We start from the raw sequence: 16,307 nt of genomic DNA on the forward strand, positions 1-16,307 counted from the left end.
GCGAAAAAAGCGAAAAATTAACCAAGCCAACCTTTAACTTCGCCTTCCAGAATTCCACTTTTCTGACCCAAAAATCCAAGTAACTCTAGGGGGTCAATTTCCAGCGGCGACAGGGGGTCAATTTAATCGGCGTATGCATTACTGGCGTATTTGGTTTTTTTAAAATTTCAGATTTCACTTGATTATATATTTTAAAAAGCCCCGAAGGGCTTTTTAATCAAGATTCCTCTGATTCCGGATCTTTGACAGAAACATAAACGGTGTGGGTCTTTCCATACTGATCAGACTCTTTAAGCTTAGCAACGTTGAACTTGACGTAAGTTTCTCTTTCGTATTTGAAAGTGTGGTCATGTAGTTCTTCCAATTTTAGGCTCACTTCTACGATGTCCATGTTCTCGACTTGCTTTCCTTTACCAATGTACTTTTTTGAAAATGCCATGATATTTTGGTTTTAGTTAAAATTTATGCAGGTCATTTAGGAGGGCAGGGAAGGTGTAGAAAAATTAGAATTTAAAAACTGGGAGGCAGTCCGTTGGAAACCCCGTTTTTTGAAAATTCTGCTGAAAGCCTCAATTTTTTGAAACTGATAGGCCATCCGACCTTTGTGCATACAATTGGATAAAACCGGAATAGGGCATGATTATCCAATGGTAAATATGCTAGAACAGATAAATTGAAAGGTCATTTCATGTGTTTATAATTGTTTTTTATTGGTCACATGCCCGCCTGTCGACGGACAGGGAATCTTCGCATGCATTATAATCATACCTCTGTGTGTCGCTTAGGGTCATGCCTGTCTGCCTCAGGCAGGCTTGATTTCATCTGTTTATAATTTGTTTTTTATGGCCACATGGAATGAATAACCTAAATAATCATTCCTCTGTGTGAGAAGCCATTTACATGGGCATTTCATCCATTGAATTTATTTACTAGGAAACTCCAATGAAAAAACCCAATCCAGCTTTGAGATCCTAACTTTCAGTTTCTTAATACTCTCGAGCAGTTCATCAAAGGTTGGCGGCTTTTCCTCAAAAATCATTTGTTCACGCATTTTTTGATAATCCGCTTTCCATGCTTCAATCACCTCTGGTATGGGCATTGGATCCAGTGTTTTTGGATTAAGGCTATTATAGTCTATCCCTCGTACTTTTGAAAAAGTAAATCTATGGTTCACTATAGTTTCATAGAGATCTTTGTCATGGATCGCTTTCTCGGCTATTTCAGAATTTGCCAATTGATGCACATCGTACAAATGACGACTTAAACGATCCACCCGCATTTTTTCTGGAGGACGATGAAATTCCTCATGAAGTAAGAATAGCTTTTCCAGGAAAGTTCTTTCCGGAGTTACTGTGGGTACATCAATCAATGGTGAGGCAAACTCTCTCCCTTCATAGTTTTCATCGACAAGTGACCCAAACTTTTTAACGGTGTATGGCTCTCGTAAGGATCGACAACCAACCTCAATTTGTACTCTTGGCAAAACGTAATCGGGTGTTTCTATCAAATTTGGATAGTGAATAAGAATAATTCTGGGGTCTTGATCGCTATCCTCGGCAGGAATCACTTCAAAGTTGACATCATGAAATCCTTTTGCGACGAACCTTGCTTCTAATTCTTGATAAAATGGTTCAGTCGTATAAATACCAGCTTGTTTCCTAAGATTGGTTCTTTGGTTTTTGGATAGATCTCCTTCGAAACCTAAGAAAGCGCGATCAATCGATAAATCAACATCTTCGGAAAATCTCTGGATTAGCTTCCATGCCTTACTTAGTGATGTACCTCCTTTGAACACGAGACTTTGACCAACCTCCATTTCAAAGATGATTCTTAAGGCCTGAGTCACCCACCAGTCTTTCTCTACAGCGAAAGCAGGCATCCCTGTTCTATTACTGATGTCTTGAAAGATGAGTAGTTTTTCCGATGCCTCAAGCGTGTAAAAATTGCCTTTCTGCATTTTATAAAGCTTTCCTCATAATTTTTTGAATCCAAACTGGTGCAAGCCCAATATCGTAAATCAAATTCTTTTCCTCCTCTTGCTTGAGTAGCTTTATTATTTTCGCCTCTTCACTTTCTGTGACTTGACTGTTCCCTATTTCTTTTAAAGCTTGAATGACTAGGCGGCTTATTTTACCCTTTGCCAGAAGATTTTTAGGGGTTGTCTTTTTAAACTTAATTGTACGCTTTCCGATTTTTATTTCTCTTGGAGAGCCATCCGTCAATAAAACAATCCGCATAGGTATCTGCGTACTCAGTCCCAGTGCGTTTAATGCATAGGAGCCAGTCGGAACTGTTCTCACCCTGTCCCGCTTTATTATTGCTTCGGCCACTTCCTCGGCTGATGGCATTACTTCACCAATCAACTTACTTTTCTTAGGTCGGGTATATATCCCCTGTGCTATTCGGAAAATGACCTTTTTATCTTCTAATCGTTCCAATGCTTTTCTTACTGCCTCGGACGAACCGAAACTCGAAAAATCATCTGGAAAGAATAAAGAACCCAATGGTTTCTGTTTAATATGCCTTTCTACTTGTTTTTCAACACTTTCCATAATTTCAGGTTCACCTATTTGTCACAAATATAGTTTCTTTTTGTGACAAATATTATAATCGTTCTGTCACAAATCTTACCAATATTTGTGACAGAACTAAATAGATTTCCTGGCTTTTCGCTTAATTGAACTAAGGAAAATAAAAAAAGCCCCGAAGGGCTTTTCTTAAGATTCTTCTGAATCAGGATCTTTGACAGAGACATAGATCGTGTGGGTTTTACCGTACTGATCAGGTTCTTTAAGCCTAGCCACATTGAACTTGACATAGGTTTCTCCTTCATATTCGAAGGTGTGGTCATGTAGTTCTTCCAATTTAAGGCTCACTTCCACGATGTTCCTATTTTCGACTTGCTTTCCTTTACCGATGTACTTTTTTGAGAATGCCATGATATGCATTACACACCTCACTCAGAATACTCCACCCATTCTCTTTCTACCTCAATCTTTCTCGCCTCTGCGTTTTCACCTTTGGGATAATAGAACTGGGCCAAGTCTGTTCCTAAGGCATGGATCAATTTGGATTTGATTCTTGAAAGCTTTTCACTGGCTGAATTGGTCTTCCATGGATTACTTAATGAATCAATACTTACTTCAACCATCGCCGGATCGCTTCCATTATACAGACCGGCATAAATCCTTTTTAGCTCAGGTTTGAAATCATTAAGCTCAACCAATTTAATCCCCTCGGGATGATTCAGGTACAAGAGAAACAGCGTCTTTTCCAGAGGAGTAAATTTCACCTCCAAGCTGCCCAAATCCGGAAAAATAATCCGTTTGCTTTCTCCTTTGACTTGAAGCTTCGGGGGCTTTGGATCCAGTTTCCACCTGCTTTTGAATAGCATCTGATCCCGAATTCCTTCAATTATTGACAGAACTTGACGTATGACAGCCCTGTCCACATTCCTTCTATCCATCAAATCCATGCAAGCAGGACAGATATCAGCAGTGCGAAGCTTTAGGGAAACCTTCTTTTTCTCAGCACAGAAATCATTCATGCAACCACGGGCCTCCTTGTGCAGATAGGCATTTAAATCACTGTAATTGGTAAATGTGAGCCGTTTTAAAACAGCAGAAACTACATGATAGGCCACTGGATACCGATGATCACTCCCCGTGTAGTGCTCCCAAAATGCCGTGTGAACAAATAAGTTCCGCTGTCCCTTTGGATCACCTGCCGTAAACCAGCCATATTCATTGGAATGCTCGGTCAACAAAACGATAAAATCATTTTCGGAAATCCTCTGGCTGGTTCGATATTCCTGGCATTGATCAAAAATGGTTTCCCATGACACCTTATGATAGGACGGAGGCGGCTCGAAGTATTGTACCATGGAGTTGGATATCTTTTCATACACCACCATTGGCTCCAATTTCTGACTATCCAGATCAATAGTTTCAAAGGGAACCTCTTCCAACTGGTCCTGGGGAATTTCCAAGTGTTTTTCTTGGGTCCTGAATTGAAGCGGACCTTGAAAAGTTTTTAATAATTCAAGTACCTCCCAGAATTTTTCGGCGGAGTATTCATGAGAACGAATCAACCAGATCGTATGCATTTTTGAAGAATTGATGGTTTGAAAAATCCTGGCGTGTTACAGCCAGGATTTATATTACTCAATCTTTGCCTAATATCAAGACTTGATCTTGAAAAGTGACAATTTGCAATTAGCTCTCGACACCTAAATAGATTTTTCTTGGGAAGTATCCGAATACAAACAGGGTTACATCGCACAACCAAACCTCCAGATTAAAATCTTGACCAAAGATGCTTCTTGTCTTATAGAACGCCCCGTTTTGCCTTTCATGAGCATCCCGAATATATTCGAGGAGATCAAAGTTTTCGACAGGTATTTCCGAAACCTTACACACCACTTCCGCCCCTTGATTGCTCAACTTATCCAATAAGATATCGGCTCCACAGACCATTTCCAAATCTGCTTTTGACCCAGTCCATTCTGGTAAATCCACGTACCAGCGGTCGTCATTTTCTTTGTAAAATCTAAGGTTTTGCATGGCTTTTAGAATTGATTTTTAGCTGATTTATTTTTGAAAAACTCATCCTTTTTAGCACCCTCTGATTTCAATTTCATGAAGTCAGTTATCTCATCGCTGACAAAATTCATTGAGGCAGCTATGGTGTTTTTCTCGAAACTGAAAGAGTTTTTCCCATTTCGTTCCAATTCTCGAGTTGCCTCTTCCACATTCAGCCCGGCACCGAGGAAAAGAAATTGCCATTTCCCGCTTAATTCCAACTCATTGATCAGACGCTTGACCTCATGTCCATTGAAAATCCTGGATGAGTTTTCAAAGCCGTCCGTGAGAATTAACATGACCACGTCGGTGTGCTCATTTTCAAGCTCAGTCCTCAATTTTGATTTCAGAAATTGGATGCTGCTTCCGATCGCATCATAAAGCGAAGTCATTCCGTCGGGAAAAATTTCTCTCCAGTCAATGGCTGCTTGAGAAATCGGCAGGATGCCTTCAGAGAATTTCAGTGCCTGATTGAATGCACAATAGGAAAAGAATAAATCCTGATCTGTGAATTCGACCTGTTTGTCTTTGAATCCCTGCAATTGGGATTCAAAGCTTTGTCTTGCTTCTTTCCAGCAGGAGTCCATACTGCCGCTTCGGTCGAGGACCAGATGATAATAAGTTTGTTTGTTCATGGCTTTGTTTGTTAAATCTTCCGAAAGTTCCGGCAATACCATGATGCAGCTAAATCTCTGCAAGCTTGTAGTCCACCTTTGGACAAAAAAATTCTCTTGTTCGGATTTGGCGTTTTTACAAACTGAAAAGGGCATTCTTACGAACCAAAACCAATCTCTATCGGGACAATGTGCCTACCTCTTTTCCTTAAAGGGGACTAAATCAAGCGAAACACTCCTTCTGAAATTATTCCGGGTAATAGGATAGCCATTGTGTAGAGTTTAATCCTGCAGTCATCTAATTTGTATGGGGTATTGTATGGGGCATTATTCTTTTCAGGGCACTTTCCTAGAACACACTAAAACTAAGCTGTCATTATATCCGAAAAACATACAGAGAATAGAACCATTTATGACCACTAAGCTTAAAAATCACATTTTAACGTGAAAACAAAGGTCTTTATTGAACCGACAGCTCTATTCTCACCATTTTCCACATTATACTGTGAATTAGGTTTGATTTGAATTATCCCCATCTTCCAAACGAGCGTAAATTTTACCCCTGTTATCCAAACAAGGGTAAAAAATCAATAAATTTACCCTTGTTGCTTTTACGAATGTAAATTTTACCCCTGTCACTGACCATTTATTGAGAAGAAGTATTCTATTTTTTGTAGCCATATTTTTTATGTTTTCTGCCTTCAGCCAGCAAAGAACAGACTTTTTGGAGGTGTCCAAAGTGGTGGACGGCGACACCTTTTGGGTAATCAATTCCAGGGGCAAGGAAGAGAAAATAAGGTTGATCGGAGTAAATACCCCCGAAGTCAGAAATACCGGAAGGACTCAGGTTGAATATTTTGGCAAGGAGGCTTCGGACTTTGTCAAGGCATTGCTTACAGGCAGACGAGTCCGCTTGGAATATGATGTGGGGCGATATGACCGCTACAAGCGAACCTTGGCCTATGTCTTTCTGGAAGACGGTACGTTTCTGAATGCCCTTTTGGTAAAGGAGGGCTATGCCAACGTGGCCACCTATCCGCCCAATGTGAAATATGTGGAGCTCTTTATGAAATTGGAGCGGGAAGCCCGGAATAAAAAGAAGGGGCTCTGGAAGGAATAGCTTGTCGGACAATGGAAAAGTAATCCTGTGTCGGGTCCTTTGACAGTGCAAATTCGAACGGCAGCTTTGCCGGAAGTCCAAGAAACAAAAAACAAAGCCAATAGGGAACATCCCTTCGGACCTATTCCCATTACCCTTTTTAAACTGGGAAAAAACCAACAAAATGGGATTTCTTAGCCCCTTCCTTTTCAAGACAAACCTCATTCTTTAAGCTGATTATCCTCATGTATTGAGTGGATAATTGTAGGTAGTATCGCCTGATCAAACCAAAAAAAACCACGGTATGACCCGACCTTCCCTTTTATCTCCCCCGCAGACCAGCGCCTTGGTTATTCTGCGAATCCTCATCGGATGGCATTTTCTTTACGAAGGTGTCATCAAGCTTTATAGCCCCTCATGGACAGCCAAGGGCTACCTACTCAGTGCTACGTACATGGAGTCCTTTTTCCACTGGTTGGCCAGTGATTCCATGATTTCTACCATTGATACTTTGAATATCGCCGCACTACTCTTGGTAGGTGTCGGACTGATTTTGGGTTTCAAGACGCAGGTCGCAAGTCTGATCGGAATAGGTCTTTTGCTTTTGTACTACTTTGCCCATCCGCCTTTTCCCGGATATCCTCAGGGACCTGCCGAGGGGAGCTACTGGATCATCAATAAAAACCTGATCGAAGCTGCGGCCCTAGTGGTGATTTTTCTGTTCCCTACTTCCATTTCCTTTGGACTGGAACGGTTTTTCACCAAAAAGGAAATCCAAACTCAACCCTAAAAACACGGAAATCATGGCAACTGACAAAAAATTATTTGCAGCCTTTTCGAGAAGAGATTTGCTTAAAAGCCTGGCAGGAATCCCGGTCTTAGGCGCTGTATGGGCAGCTGGGATAGATACCACTAAAAGGTCGAAACTGGAAAAAGATTTCCTCCTCGAAAAATTAAACATCAAAGCTAGCCCCCCTCCTGCCTCCGGCCCTATGAGTGGCGACCCCTTACGAATCGGTCTTATCGGCTTTGGCATACGAGGCGAGCAACTGATGCGAGCACTGGGATTTGCGACCAATGAATGGGTTGAGGCCATGTCAAAGGCTTTCATGGAGGACCCCAAAGACAAGCGATTGGAAGATTTCAAAGCTCAGGAAAACCTCAATGTCAAACTCACGGCAATCTGTGATATTTTTGATGTTCGGGCCGAAAAAGCCCTAAAATCATTCAATAACGAATCCAATACCTGTAAGCGCTACGAAAGCTACCTGGACCTGATTAACAGCGGAGAGGTCGATGCAGTCATTATTGCTACCCCGGATCACTGGCATGCACCAATGGCACAGGCTGCAATTGAGGCGGGAATCCATGCCTACATTGAGAAACCGATGACTCATACGATCGGCGAGACCTATCTGCTGAGAGAGGCAGTCAGAAAAAACCCCAAAGCTATCTTGGCGGTAGGGCACCAACATCGGCAGACGCTCAGCTTCTTGACCGCTCAGGATGCCATAGCCAAAAACACTCTGGGCCACATCTCCCTGGTCGTAACCAACACCAACCGAAATGATGGCAATGGAGCCTGGCAATATGAGATCCATCCGGAGGCTTCGCCTGAAACCATTGACTGGAATGCCTTTTTGGGCAATTCCCCTTCAGTCCCATTCAATCCGGAGCATTTTTTCCGATGGAGAAAATGGTGGGCTTATGGTTCGGGATTATCCGGAGACTTGCTTACCCACGACTACGATCGAATAAATTGTGTGCTTAAAATGGGGATCCCCAAGTATGTCACGGCCTCGGGAGGAATCTATACCCACCGTGATGGCAGAAATGTACCGGATGTGATGCAGGTGAATATGGATTTTCCGGAATTCAGCACCGGTTCAAGTCAGGAAAGCGGGAAAGAAAAAGGAATGACCCTTGTCTACAGTGCTACCTTGGGAAATCAGTTTGACCGGGGTACCGTACTGATGGGCCATGACGGCAGTATGGAACTGGGCAATATCCTGACTATCTATGCCGACCCGAGATCCACCAAGTACAAGGACATGATCGCAGAAGGACGGATCGACCCTTCGGTTCCCATCTACCAATACGACCCCACTGCCGATGGTGTCGATGCTGTGACCTCCGCTACGACCAAGTACTTCGCAAATAAAGGACTGCTATGGACCTATCGGGATGGCAAGCGTGTAGATTCTACCTTCTTACACATCCGGGAGTGGCTGAGCTGCATCCGATTGGGAGGAGAACCAAGCTGTGGCATTCAGGAAGGATTTGAGGAAGCTATCACCGCACATATGGCAGGACTTTCTTATAAAACCGGCCGAAAAATCGAATGGGATTCCGAAAGTGAGCGAATCATTTCCCTGCCGGGAGAAGACTTGGATGCTATCCTTTTGGACAATTCCATTAGCTGAAAATGAAATGACGCATCTCAAGCTTATGCGTCATTTTTTCTTTTCTGTATATCCGATTTCTTACCAGTAGCCATAGGAAATAAGGCTAGAAGTCCGATGAGACGAGCTGTGGACTTGCTTCCCGATTGCCATCGGGAGTGGACGGTCGTCTGTCGACGATTATCCGCTTTTTTCAAGTTCAATTTTAGCAAACTGGTAGAATTGCGGGTAATCATAAAAATAAAATACAGATGAGTTCAATACTTGAATCATTCCTTTTCTAAACTGATTTGATGGTTGGAAAAGGGGATTGCTGGACTGAATAGTTTACCCCACCCTTGACTCCGAGTACAAATCATAAGCCGCCACCAATAATTGCCGGGCAGGCGAATAGCCATACTTTTCATGTTCCTCGATTTCACTCCGCCGGATTGCGAACCCCGGCAGGTACTTTTCATCCAGCTCGTCCCAAAAAATCAACAAGTAGCAATAGGAAATCGGACTCGCCCTTCCTGCCTCCATCCAGGAATTAAATTGTGCTTCATCTAGGGATTTGGGATATTTGAGGCCTTCGAACATGTGAAACTAGCGCTTGATTTCTTGCAAAAGTAGGGAAAGCAAATAACTATTATGAGTATCCGCAAGGATGCACGTTGGATAAAAATTGGCCCAGTAAGTTGCGGATCCTCGACCATCGTCCATGGTCCTTAGCTTAGCAAATCTGTCCTCCAATCCAAATTTCAAAGGCTATGTGCAGGTTCACGGATACATATACTAACTATTCATTCAGCTCAATTTCAACTAGATGTTGTAAAAAAAAATCCCAACCTTCTAACTGAATGTTGGGACCCTTAACTTTCTTGTTTTTAGCTCTAGCTAAATCAATACACATCCAAAATCTTGTACCGAAGTCCATTGTATTCGATGAGTTCTCCCTTTTTTTTGCCTTTCATCTCAGCATAGATGGGTGCATGAACGGACAAACCAAATACCGACTTTTCATTAATGTCGACTGATTCAATCGAGGTACTGACGAAAAATATCCGCTGATCGGTGACGACGACCGCTCCGACTTCTATTTCTTCACAGATCAAATCCGGATCAATATTACCCAGAGTCATCAGCTCATTTCTCAAAAAAAGTAACTCGTGTTCCATCCTCACCAATAATTCGTTTTGTTCGGATGCACCGCGGTTACCCTGGCTTGGGCTTTCATCACGCGTGGTAACTTCCGACTTGAGCCGGGCCACTTCTTTTTCAAAATCAGAAATGGTCATTTGTTGCTTGATCGTGCAGGCATGCAAAATGCTGCTTTTCGAAAGTCTGGAGTTCATAGTTTGGTCTGATTGATAATCACAATAATACCTAACGCTAATCCTTGAACATATGACGAAAGTCAGCAAAGAAAATGATTTAGCATTCTGAGATAAGGTTCTGCGGGTACTTCGGCGGATAAAGATTACCTGCCCTGAATTGGTTTCAGGCCCTAGCGTTTTAACCCGATTACACCTTAAATAAGCACCTTACCGCCGGTTTGGGCACTTTCCAAAATCGCCTCCACAATCCGAATATCACGCAAACCTTCTTCACCCGGCACGAGGTAAGACTTGCCTGCTAGGATGGCCAAGGCATCCTGATCCATTTGATTGGCTTGCTGCCAAGGCACATCATAAGGAAAATTGATCACTCCAAGTGGGCTCTTACCTTTATTTCCTGCATATCCCTGGAAAGGCGACATTTCGATCAGTCCTTTTTCACATTGGATATTCAGAAAGTTGATGTTTTCTGCAAAAGAGGTCTTGATCTTTCCGATCACGCCGCCGGGAAACTCGAGTTCCGCTTCCACGATTTCGCCCAGACCATCCTTATATACTTCAGGCCTTTCCGTCCAGACTTTGGCAGAATTAACTGAAACAGGTTCCATATTCGCCCCCAACCTTGCACCTTGAATGGAGTAAACGCCCATATCGTAAATCACTCCTCCTCCCATTTCGCGCTTTTGCTTCCAGTGGTCGGTTCTTCCTTCTCGATACCCTGCTGCACAGTCTAGGCTCAGCACTTTACCCAAAGATCCTTCTTTGACGATTTTTTGGAAAGCTTGGGTATTGGGCTCATGCTGACAGCGGTACCCGATCGATAACCCAACACCATTTGCTTTGCAAGCATCAATCATGGCCTGACACTCCTCCACGGTCACAGCCATGGGCTTTTCACACCATACCTGTTTTTTGGCTTTTGCGGCACGCACCACATACTCCCGATGCATGGATGGAGGCAGCACCACGTAAACTATATCGATATCCGGATTGTCCACGATCGTGTCAAAATTCTCGTAGTTGTAGATGTTTTTATCCGGGATATTGTATTTGGCTTTCCAGGTAGCCGCCTTTGAAGCGGTTCCCGTCACAATACCGGCGAGGTAGCAATGCTTGGTGATTTGCAGTGCTGGAGCGAGAAGGTCAGTGCTGTAGTAACCGAGTCCAACCAAGGCAACACCGAGTTTATCTTTCTTTGATTTATTGCTGCACGCAAAAAGGCTGGAAGGAGCTAAAAGCCCAAGTCCGGTAGCCAGTCCAAGGGTTTTGAGGGAATCGCGTCTAGAGGTCATAGAGTCAAAATTTGATTGAAAAAATAAGTTATTGGTTCTTTGTCTTTTATAAAAACCAAACTAGAGGTATTTTCAAATAATATTCTTCCGAAATAAATTCAACAGTCAACCCAATAAACCTCCCTAACTATGAAAAAGCTCCTAATTCTTGTATTCCTTGCCCTTCCGATGATTGCTTTTGCGCAAACCAAACCTTATTTATCAATAGCTGATGCAGAGCGAATTACCGCGGCAGCTCAAGCCAAAGCCACTGCCGAAGGCTGGAATGTAGTCATCGCCATTCTCGACGATGGCGGACATCTGATTTCCTTAAAACGCATGGATGGCGTGCAAATAGGTTCGATTGACGTGGCTCAGGCCAAAGCCAAATCCGCAGTGTTTTTCAAGAGACCTACGAAAGTCTTTGAAGAAGCCATGAAAGGTGAAGGTGGAGGCAGAATCGCTACCCTTCCCAATGCAGTGGGGGTCGAAGGTGGACTTCCAATATTTAAAGATGGAATCATCGTCGGATCGATCGGGATTTCAGGAGTGACTTCTGCACAGGATGGGATCATTGCAGAAGCCGGAGTGAAGGGGTATTAAGAAAGGATGGATTCCATTAAAAATCCGCGCCGATCAGCGACCTTTTCCGCGAAAATCTGCGGGAAAGAAAAAGGGCTAATTATTTGGCTAAAGCCTCAATGGGATAATAATCCTCCCAGAAATGGGCTAAAGCCACATTCCTATTCAAAAAAAAATCTGTGAAAATCTGTGTCTTTTTCTGTGCAAATCTGTGAGAAACAAAACTTACTAAATCTTTGGCTAAAGCCCCATTTAGATCATAATCATCTAGGGAATGGGCTGAAGCCGCATTCCTATTCAAAAATCTGGATTTCAATTGGACAATCCCTATCAACTTCATTACTGAAAATAAACGGCTGAATACCTAAAATGAATAAAACCTATTCCTATTTACTCATTCTGATTATTATTTTTTCCTGCTCACCAGCTCCTTCAGAAAAAATCTACCAAGGTAAATTGGAGGAGTTAATTGTTGGAGACTTTTCACTTCACTTAGACTCTCTTACAAAGGGCATATACAATCCCCGAGTCATTAAAGACAGTAATAAAGAACTGATTCTTACCACCAAAGCAGCGGATAAATTCAAGGGATGGGCTTTTATCTTTTCGGATCCAAAAACTGGTATGGAGGTCGATCGTGTGGAAATTCCCACAGAAGGTCCTCAATCCATGAAAGGAGGAATATTTATAAATATTGTCAAATCCAAAAATCAGATATTCCTTATAAACCAGTATGGTGACATCGGAGAGTATGATCGAGATGGAATCCAGGTCAGATTAGTTTCAGCGATTAAGGATTTCTCTAAATCAAATGAAATCGAAATTCCAATCGCACGCTCTAAAATTTCGGACTTTCGAGCACCGTTTATTCAACTCGGTTTGAATCCAAACTCAATTATTAATTGGAAGGACAGACCCGGTCCCGGTGAAATGAGATCTGAGTTTCAAACTGATTTTAAAGAGTGGATTTTATTTGTCAACCTTGAGACGCAGGAAGTATCAACCAGCAATTTTTCTATACCCACTGGATATGAACTTTTTAAAAATGATTTTACTGCTACCGCACTAGTTGGAGCTTTTGATTCCAAGAGAGACCTATATTATTTAGGCTGGCCTGGATCAAATGAAATCTATGTTTTAGATGGAGTGGATTTGGTAAAAAAAATCACACCAAGTTCGAGAGTCCAATTTAACTTTCTACCCACTGAAGTAATCCCTTGGGGAAATAATTTTACCGTGTGGGCCTTGCCTAAGGAAGCATCTACCAATCTATTTTTGATGTATGATGAGGACAAAGATTTAATTCTCAAATGTTCGAAAATAAATGAATCAGAAGTCGGAGAGACTAATTTTGAGCGGACAAAACACTATGTTTTGAGTATATATTCTGGAGATTGGGATCCACTTGGAGAATACTTTTTTGATTTTGAATCGGAATTGGATTTAGAAAACTGGCTCCTAACATCCGAGGGCCTTTTCATCAACAAACCCGAACAAAAGTCAGAAGATGAATACGAATTCTATAAAATCGACCTATCCAGATTTAAAAATTAAGCTCTAATCAACGTTTAAAAATCCGCGCGCATCAGCGGCCTTTTCTGCGCCAATCTGCGGGAAAGAAAAATGGATGAATGTTTGGCTAAAGCCCCGTGATGAGATTAACTCTAGATGGAATGGGCTGAAGCCGCATTCCTATTAATTAGTTATCAAATCTGTGAAAATCTGTGCTCTTTTCTGTGAGATCTGTGGGAAATAAAAAAGAACTATGATTTGGCTAAAGCCCCACTTAGATCATAATCCTCTAAGGAACGGGCTAAAGCCACATTCCTATTCAAAATTCTGATCTAATCTGTTGCCTTTTCTGTGCCAAACTTGCCTGACGGCAGTCAGGTCTGTGGGAAACAAAAAACGGCTGAATCGCTCCAGCCGCTCTAATCTCAGATTTTGAATTTCAAATTTCAAATCATCAGGTATACATCGCTCCATTCACATGCAGCACCTGCCCTGAGATGTAGCTACTCATATCCGACGCCAAAAAGACACAGGCATTGGCCACTTCTTCCGGCTGTCCGCCACGCTTCATCGGGATTCCGTCTCTCCAACCTTGCACCGTCTTTTCATCCAAAGCGCCTGTCATCTCAGTTTCGATAAATCCCGGCGCCACGGCATTACATCGAATATTTCTGGAACCCAATTCCAAAGCCACCGACTTCGTAAATCCGATAATTCCAGCTTTCGAAGCTGCATAGTTTGCTTGACCTGCATTGCCTTTCACCCCGACTACAGACGTCATGTTGATGATCGAACCGGCCTTTGCTTTCATCATCGTGCGGGAAGCTGCCTTCACCGTATTGAAGCAGGATTTGAGATTTACATTCATGATTTCGTCCCAAGCTTCCTCAGTCATGCGCATCAGAAGGTTGTCACGGGTGATTCCGGCATTGTTGACCAAAATGTCTAAGGCACCAAAGTCAGCTACCACGTCATTAATTAATTGCTCAGCAGCTTTGAAGTCAGATGCATCGGATCGATAGCCTTTCGCCTTTACGCCAAATGCCTCCAATTCGGCTTCAAGCGCCTGTCCTTTTTCCACACTGGACAAAAAAGTGAATGCGACATTTGCACCTTCCAATGCAAATCGAATCGCAATTGATCTTCCAATTCCCTTAGAAGCTCCTGTAACCAATGCGGTTTTTCCTGAAAGTAATCCCATGAAGTGTAAAATTTTGTTCGGTCAAAAGTAAAAAAAAAGCCCGGATTTTTATTTTTCAACAGACCAGAGAATTGGCTTTGTACTGAAAACCAAAGAATTAAACACTCAAAATTCATTTTTGCAAAATATTACTAAGGCCATTGAATTTTTGCTAAAATTTTCATTCAAAATGGGCAAATCATTCAGCTTTAGCAGCTTTTCGCATGAAATCCTTGAACCGTATTGGATTTTTTTCTGAAGTCAAAAGGCCTATTTTTGCAGAGTTTCAATTTGTAATCAAACAAGAATTAAATATGTCTTCGACAAAATTTGACTTGATCGTGCTGGGAAGCGGACCGGGTGGGTATGTGGCTGCGATTCGCGCTTCACAACTCGGACTGAAAACCGCCATCGTAGAAGCTGCCGAATTGGGTGGCATTTGTCTCAATTGGGGTTGTATCCCAACCAAAGCCTTGCTGAAAAGCGCGCAGGTTTTTGAATACATCAATCATGCTGCTGATTATGGTATTTCGATCAAAGGTGCTGAGGCAGATTTCTCCGGAATGGTCAAGAGAAGCCGTGGTGTAGCCGATGGCATGAGCAAGGGAGTTCAGTTTTTGATGAAGAAAAATAAAATCGAGATCATCACGGGTTGGGGTAAAATCCAGCCTGGTAAAAAGGTGGAAGTAGCAGGTGCAGATGGCAAGAAAACGGTTTATGCCGCGGATAATATCATCATCGCTACCGGTGCCCGATCCCGTGAACTGCCATCAATGAAGATTGACGATAAAAAAATCATTGGCTATAGAAAAGCCATGACCTTGGAAAAACAGCCAAAAACCATGGTTGTCGTAGGTTCAGGTGCTATCGGTGTGGAGTTTGCCTATTTCTATAATTCCATTGGCACCAAAGTAACCATCGTAGAATACTTGGATCGCATCGTCCCTGTAGAAGATGTGGAAGTGTCGAAAGCTTTGGAGAAAATCTACAAAAAAGCAGGCATGACCATCATGACTTCTTCCGAAGTGACTGCGGTAGACACCAAAGGAACCGGTTGCAAAGTGACGGTAAAAACTGCCAAAGGCGAGGAAACCTTGGAGTGTGATGTGGTGCTTTCTGCCGCAGGTGTAGTTTCCAACTTGGAAAATATTGGTTTGGAAGATGTCGGAATTCTGGTGGAAAAAGGCAAAATCAAAGTTGACGAATATTACAAAACCAATATGCCTGGTTACTATGCCATTGGTGATGTAGTCTCCGGACCGGCATTGGCCCACGTTGCTTCTGCGGAAGGCATTACTTGTGTAGAGAAAATCGCAGGTCACCATCCGGAACCAATCGATTACAACAATATTCCGGGCTGTACTTATTGCTCCCCGGAAATTGCCTCCGTGGGTTACACCGAAGCAAAAGCAATCGAGGCAGGATACGAAGTAAAAATCGGCAAGTTCCCATTCTCAGCATCCGGAAAAGCTTCTGCGGCTGGCGCCAAAGATGGATTTGTGAAGTTGGTCTTTGACAAAAAATACGGAGAACTTCTCGGTGCACACATGATCGGAGCAAACGTGACTGAAATGATCGCTGAGATCGTTGCAATCCGTAAACTGGAAACTACAGGTCATGAATTGATCAAAACCATCCATCCTCACCCGACTATGTCGGAAGCAATCATGGAAGCCGCTGCAGCTGCATACGATGAGGTAATTCATCTTTAATAAAAAATAAAAGAACTCTAGGCTAAAACATTCGGCCTA

17 protein-coding genes are annotated in these 16,307 nt (G+C 42.6%); 6 read left to right on the plus strand and 11 right to left on the minus strand.

Translation table 11 applies throughout. The annotated features are described in order from the left end of the window. Positions 1 to 217 precede the first annotated feature (217 nt). From Q8M62_RS17525 to Q8M62_RS17555, 7 genes are all read right to left on the minus strand, one after another. Positions 218 to 439 carry a hypothetical protein gene (locus Q8M62_RS17525; protein WP_304902238.1) on the minus strand — a complete coding sequence of 74 codons (222 nt, stop codon included), beginning with the start codon at positions 437 to 439 and terminating at the stop codon, positions 218 to 220. A gap of 483 nt (positions 440 to 922) precedes the next feature. After that, entirely contained in the window at positions 923 to 1,816 is an 894-nt protein-coding gene (locus Q8M62_RS17530) for a nucleotidyl transferase AbiEii/AbiGii toxin family protein (protein WP_305668231.1), read from the minus strand. A gap of 142 nt (positions 1,817 to 1,958) precedes the next feature. Continuing rightward, complete coding sequence (locus tag Q8M62_RS17535; protein ID WP_304902240.1) at positions 1,959 to 2,552, minus strand: DUF6088 family protein; 594 nt, start codon at positions 2,550 to 2,552, stop codon at positions 1,959 to 1,961. A gap of 165 nt (positions 2,553 to 2,717) precedes the next feature. Continuing rightward, on the minus strand, positions 2,718 to 2,939 hold the full coding sequence (locus tag Q8M62_RS17540) for a hypothetical protein (protein WP_304902241.1): 222 nt from the start codon (positions 2,937 to 2,939) through the stop codon (positions 2,718 to 2,720). A gap of 17 nt (positions 2,940 to 2,956) precedes the next feature. Next, positions 2,957 to 4,105 carry a hypothetical protein gene (locus Q8M62_RS17545; protein WP_304902242.1) on the minus strand — a complete coding sequence of 383 codons (1,149 nt, stop codon included), beginning with the start codon at positions 4,103 to 4,105 and terminating at the stop codon, positions 2,957 to 2,959. A gap of 109 nt (positions 4,106 to 4,214) precedes the next feature. Next, positions 4,215 to 4,562, minus strand: a complete 348-nt coding sequence (locus Q8M62_RS17550) for a DUF6717 family protein (RefSeq protein ID WP_304902243.1) — start codon at positions 4,560 to 4,562, stop codon at positions 4,215 to 4,217. 5 nt (positions 4,563 to 4,567) lie between these two features. Further along, the gene (locus Q8M62_RS17555; protein WP_304902244.1) at positions 4,568 to 5,215 is read right to left on the minus strand and encodes a hypothetical protein; all 648 of its coding nucleotides are present in this window, start codon (positions 5,213 to 5,215) and stop codon (positions 4,568 to 4,570) included. A gap of 667 nt (positions 5,216 to 5,882) precedes the next feature. On the opposite strand from Q8M62_RS17555, the gene Q8M62_RS17560 reads away from it, so the two are divergent. The 3 genes from Q8M62_RS17560 to Q8M62_RS17570 all read left to right on the plus strand — a co-directional run bounded on the left by Q8M62_RS17560 (position 5,883) and on the right by Q8M62_RS17570 (position 8,716). Further along, positions 5,883 to 6,314: a thermonuclease family protein gene (locus Q8M62_RS17560; protein ID WP_304902245.1), complete on the plus strand. Its 432-nt coding sequence runs from the start codon at positions 5,883 to 5,885 to the stop codon at positions 6,312 to 6,314. A gap of 283 nt (positions 6,315 to 6,597) precedes the next feature. After that, positions 6,598 to 7,083 carry a DoxX family membrane protein gene (locus Q8M62_RS17565; protein WP_304902246.1) on the plus strand — a complete coding sequence of 162 codons (486 nt, stop codon included), beginning with the start codon at positions 6,598 to 6,600 and terminating at the stop codon, positions 7,081 to 7,083. 13 nt (positions 7,084 to 7,096) lie between these two features. Further along, a complete protein-coding gene (locus Q8M62_RS17570) occupies positions 7,097 to 8,716 on the plus strand; it encodes a Gfo/Idh/MocA family protein (RefSeq protein WP_304902247.1) in 1,620 nt (539 codons plus the stop codon). Positions 8,717 to 9,022: 306 nt separating this feature from the next. Here Q8M62_RS17570 and Q8M62_RS17575 read toward each other — a convergent pair whose 3' ends face one another. The 3 genes from Q8M62_RS17575 to Q8M62_RS17585 all read right to left on the minus strand — a co-directional run bounded on the left by Q8M62_RS17575 (position 9,023) and on the right by Q8M62_RS17585 (position 11,303). Beyond that, on the minus strand, positions 9,023 to 9,274 hold the full coding sequence (locus Q8M62_RS17575; RefSeq protein WP_092733353.1) for a hypothetical protein: 252 nt from the start codon (positions 9,272 to 9,274) through the stop codon (positions 9,023 to 9,025). 302 nt (positions 9,275 to 9,576) lie between these two features. Further along, entirely contained in the window at positions 9,577 to 10,029 is a 453-nt protein-coding gene (locus Q8M62_RS17580; RefSeq protein WP_304902248.1) for a hypothetical protein, read from the minus strand. Positions 10,030 to 10,205: 176 nt separating this feature from the next. Next, a complete protein-coding gene (locus tag Q8M62_RS17585) occupies positions 10,206 to 11,303 on the minus strand; it encodes a Gfo/Idh/MocA family protein (protein ID WP_304902249.1) in 1,098 nt (365 codons plus the stop codon). Between the two features lie 129 nt (positions 11,304 to 11,432). Here Q8M62_RS17585 and Q8M62_RS17590 point away from each other — a divergent pair, with 129 nt between their 5' ends. Both Q8M62_RS17590 and Q8M62_RS17595 read left to right on the plus strand, forming a co-directional pair. After that, positions 11,433 to 11,885 (plus strand): heme-binding protein, encoded by a 453-nt coding sequence (locus Q8M62_RS17590; protein WP_304902250.1) that lies wholly within the window; start codon positions 11,433 to 11,435, stop codon positions 11,883 to 11,885. A 348-nt stretch (positions 11,886 to 12,233) separates the two neighbouring features. Beyond that, positions 12,234 to 13,418 carry a DUF4221 family protein gene (locus Q8M62_RS17595; RefSeq protein ID WP_304902251.1) on the plus strand — a complete coding sequence of 395 codons (1,185 nt, stop codon included), beginning with the start codon at positions 12,234 to 12,236 and terminating at the stop codon, positions 13,416 to 13,418. Positions 13,419 to 13,830: 412 nt separating this feature from the next. Here Q8M62_RS17595 and fabG read toward each other — a convergent pair whose 3' ends face one another. Continuing rightward, on the minus strand, positions 13,831 to 14,577 hold the full coding sequence (fabG, locus tag Q8M62_RS17600) for a 3-oxoacyl-[acyl-carrier-protein] reductase (protein WP_304902252.1): 747 nt from the start codon (positions 14,575 to 14,577) through the stop codon (positions 13,831 to 13,833). A 293-nt stretch (positions 14,578 to 14,870) separates the two neighbouring features. On the opposite strand from fabG, the gene lpdA reads away from it, so the two are divergent. Beyond that, complete coding sequence (gene lpdA / locus Q8M62_RS17605; protein WP_304902253.1) at positions 14,871 to 16,268, plus strand: dihydrolipoyl dehydrogenase; 1,398 nt, start codon at positions 14,871 to 14,873, stop codon at positions 16,266 to 16,268. The last annotated feature ends 39 nt before the right edge of the window (positions 16,269 to 16,307 follow it).

This window comes from Algoriphagus sp., assembly GCF_030694375.1.
Classification (GTDB): Bacteria; Bacteroidota; Bacteroidia; order Cytophagales; family Cyclobacteriaceae; genus Algoriphagus.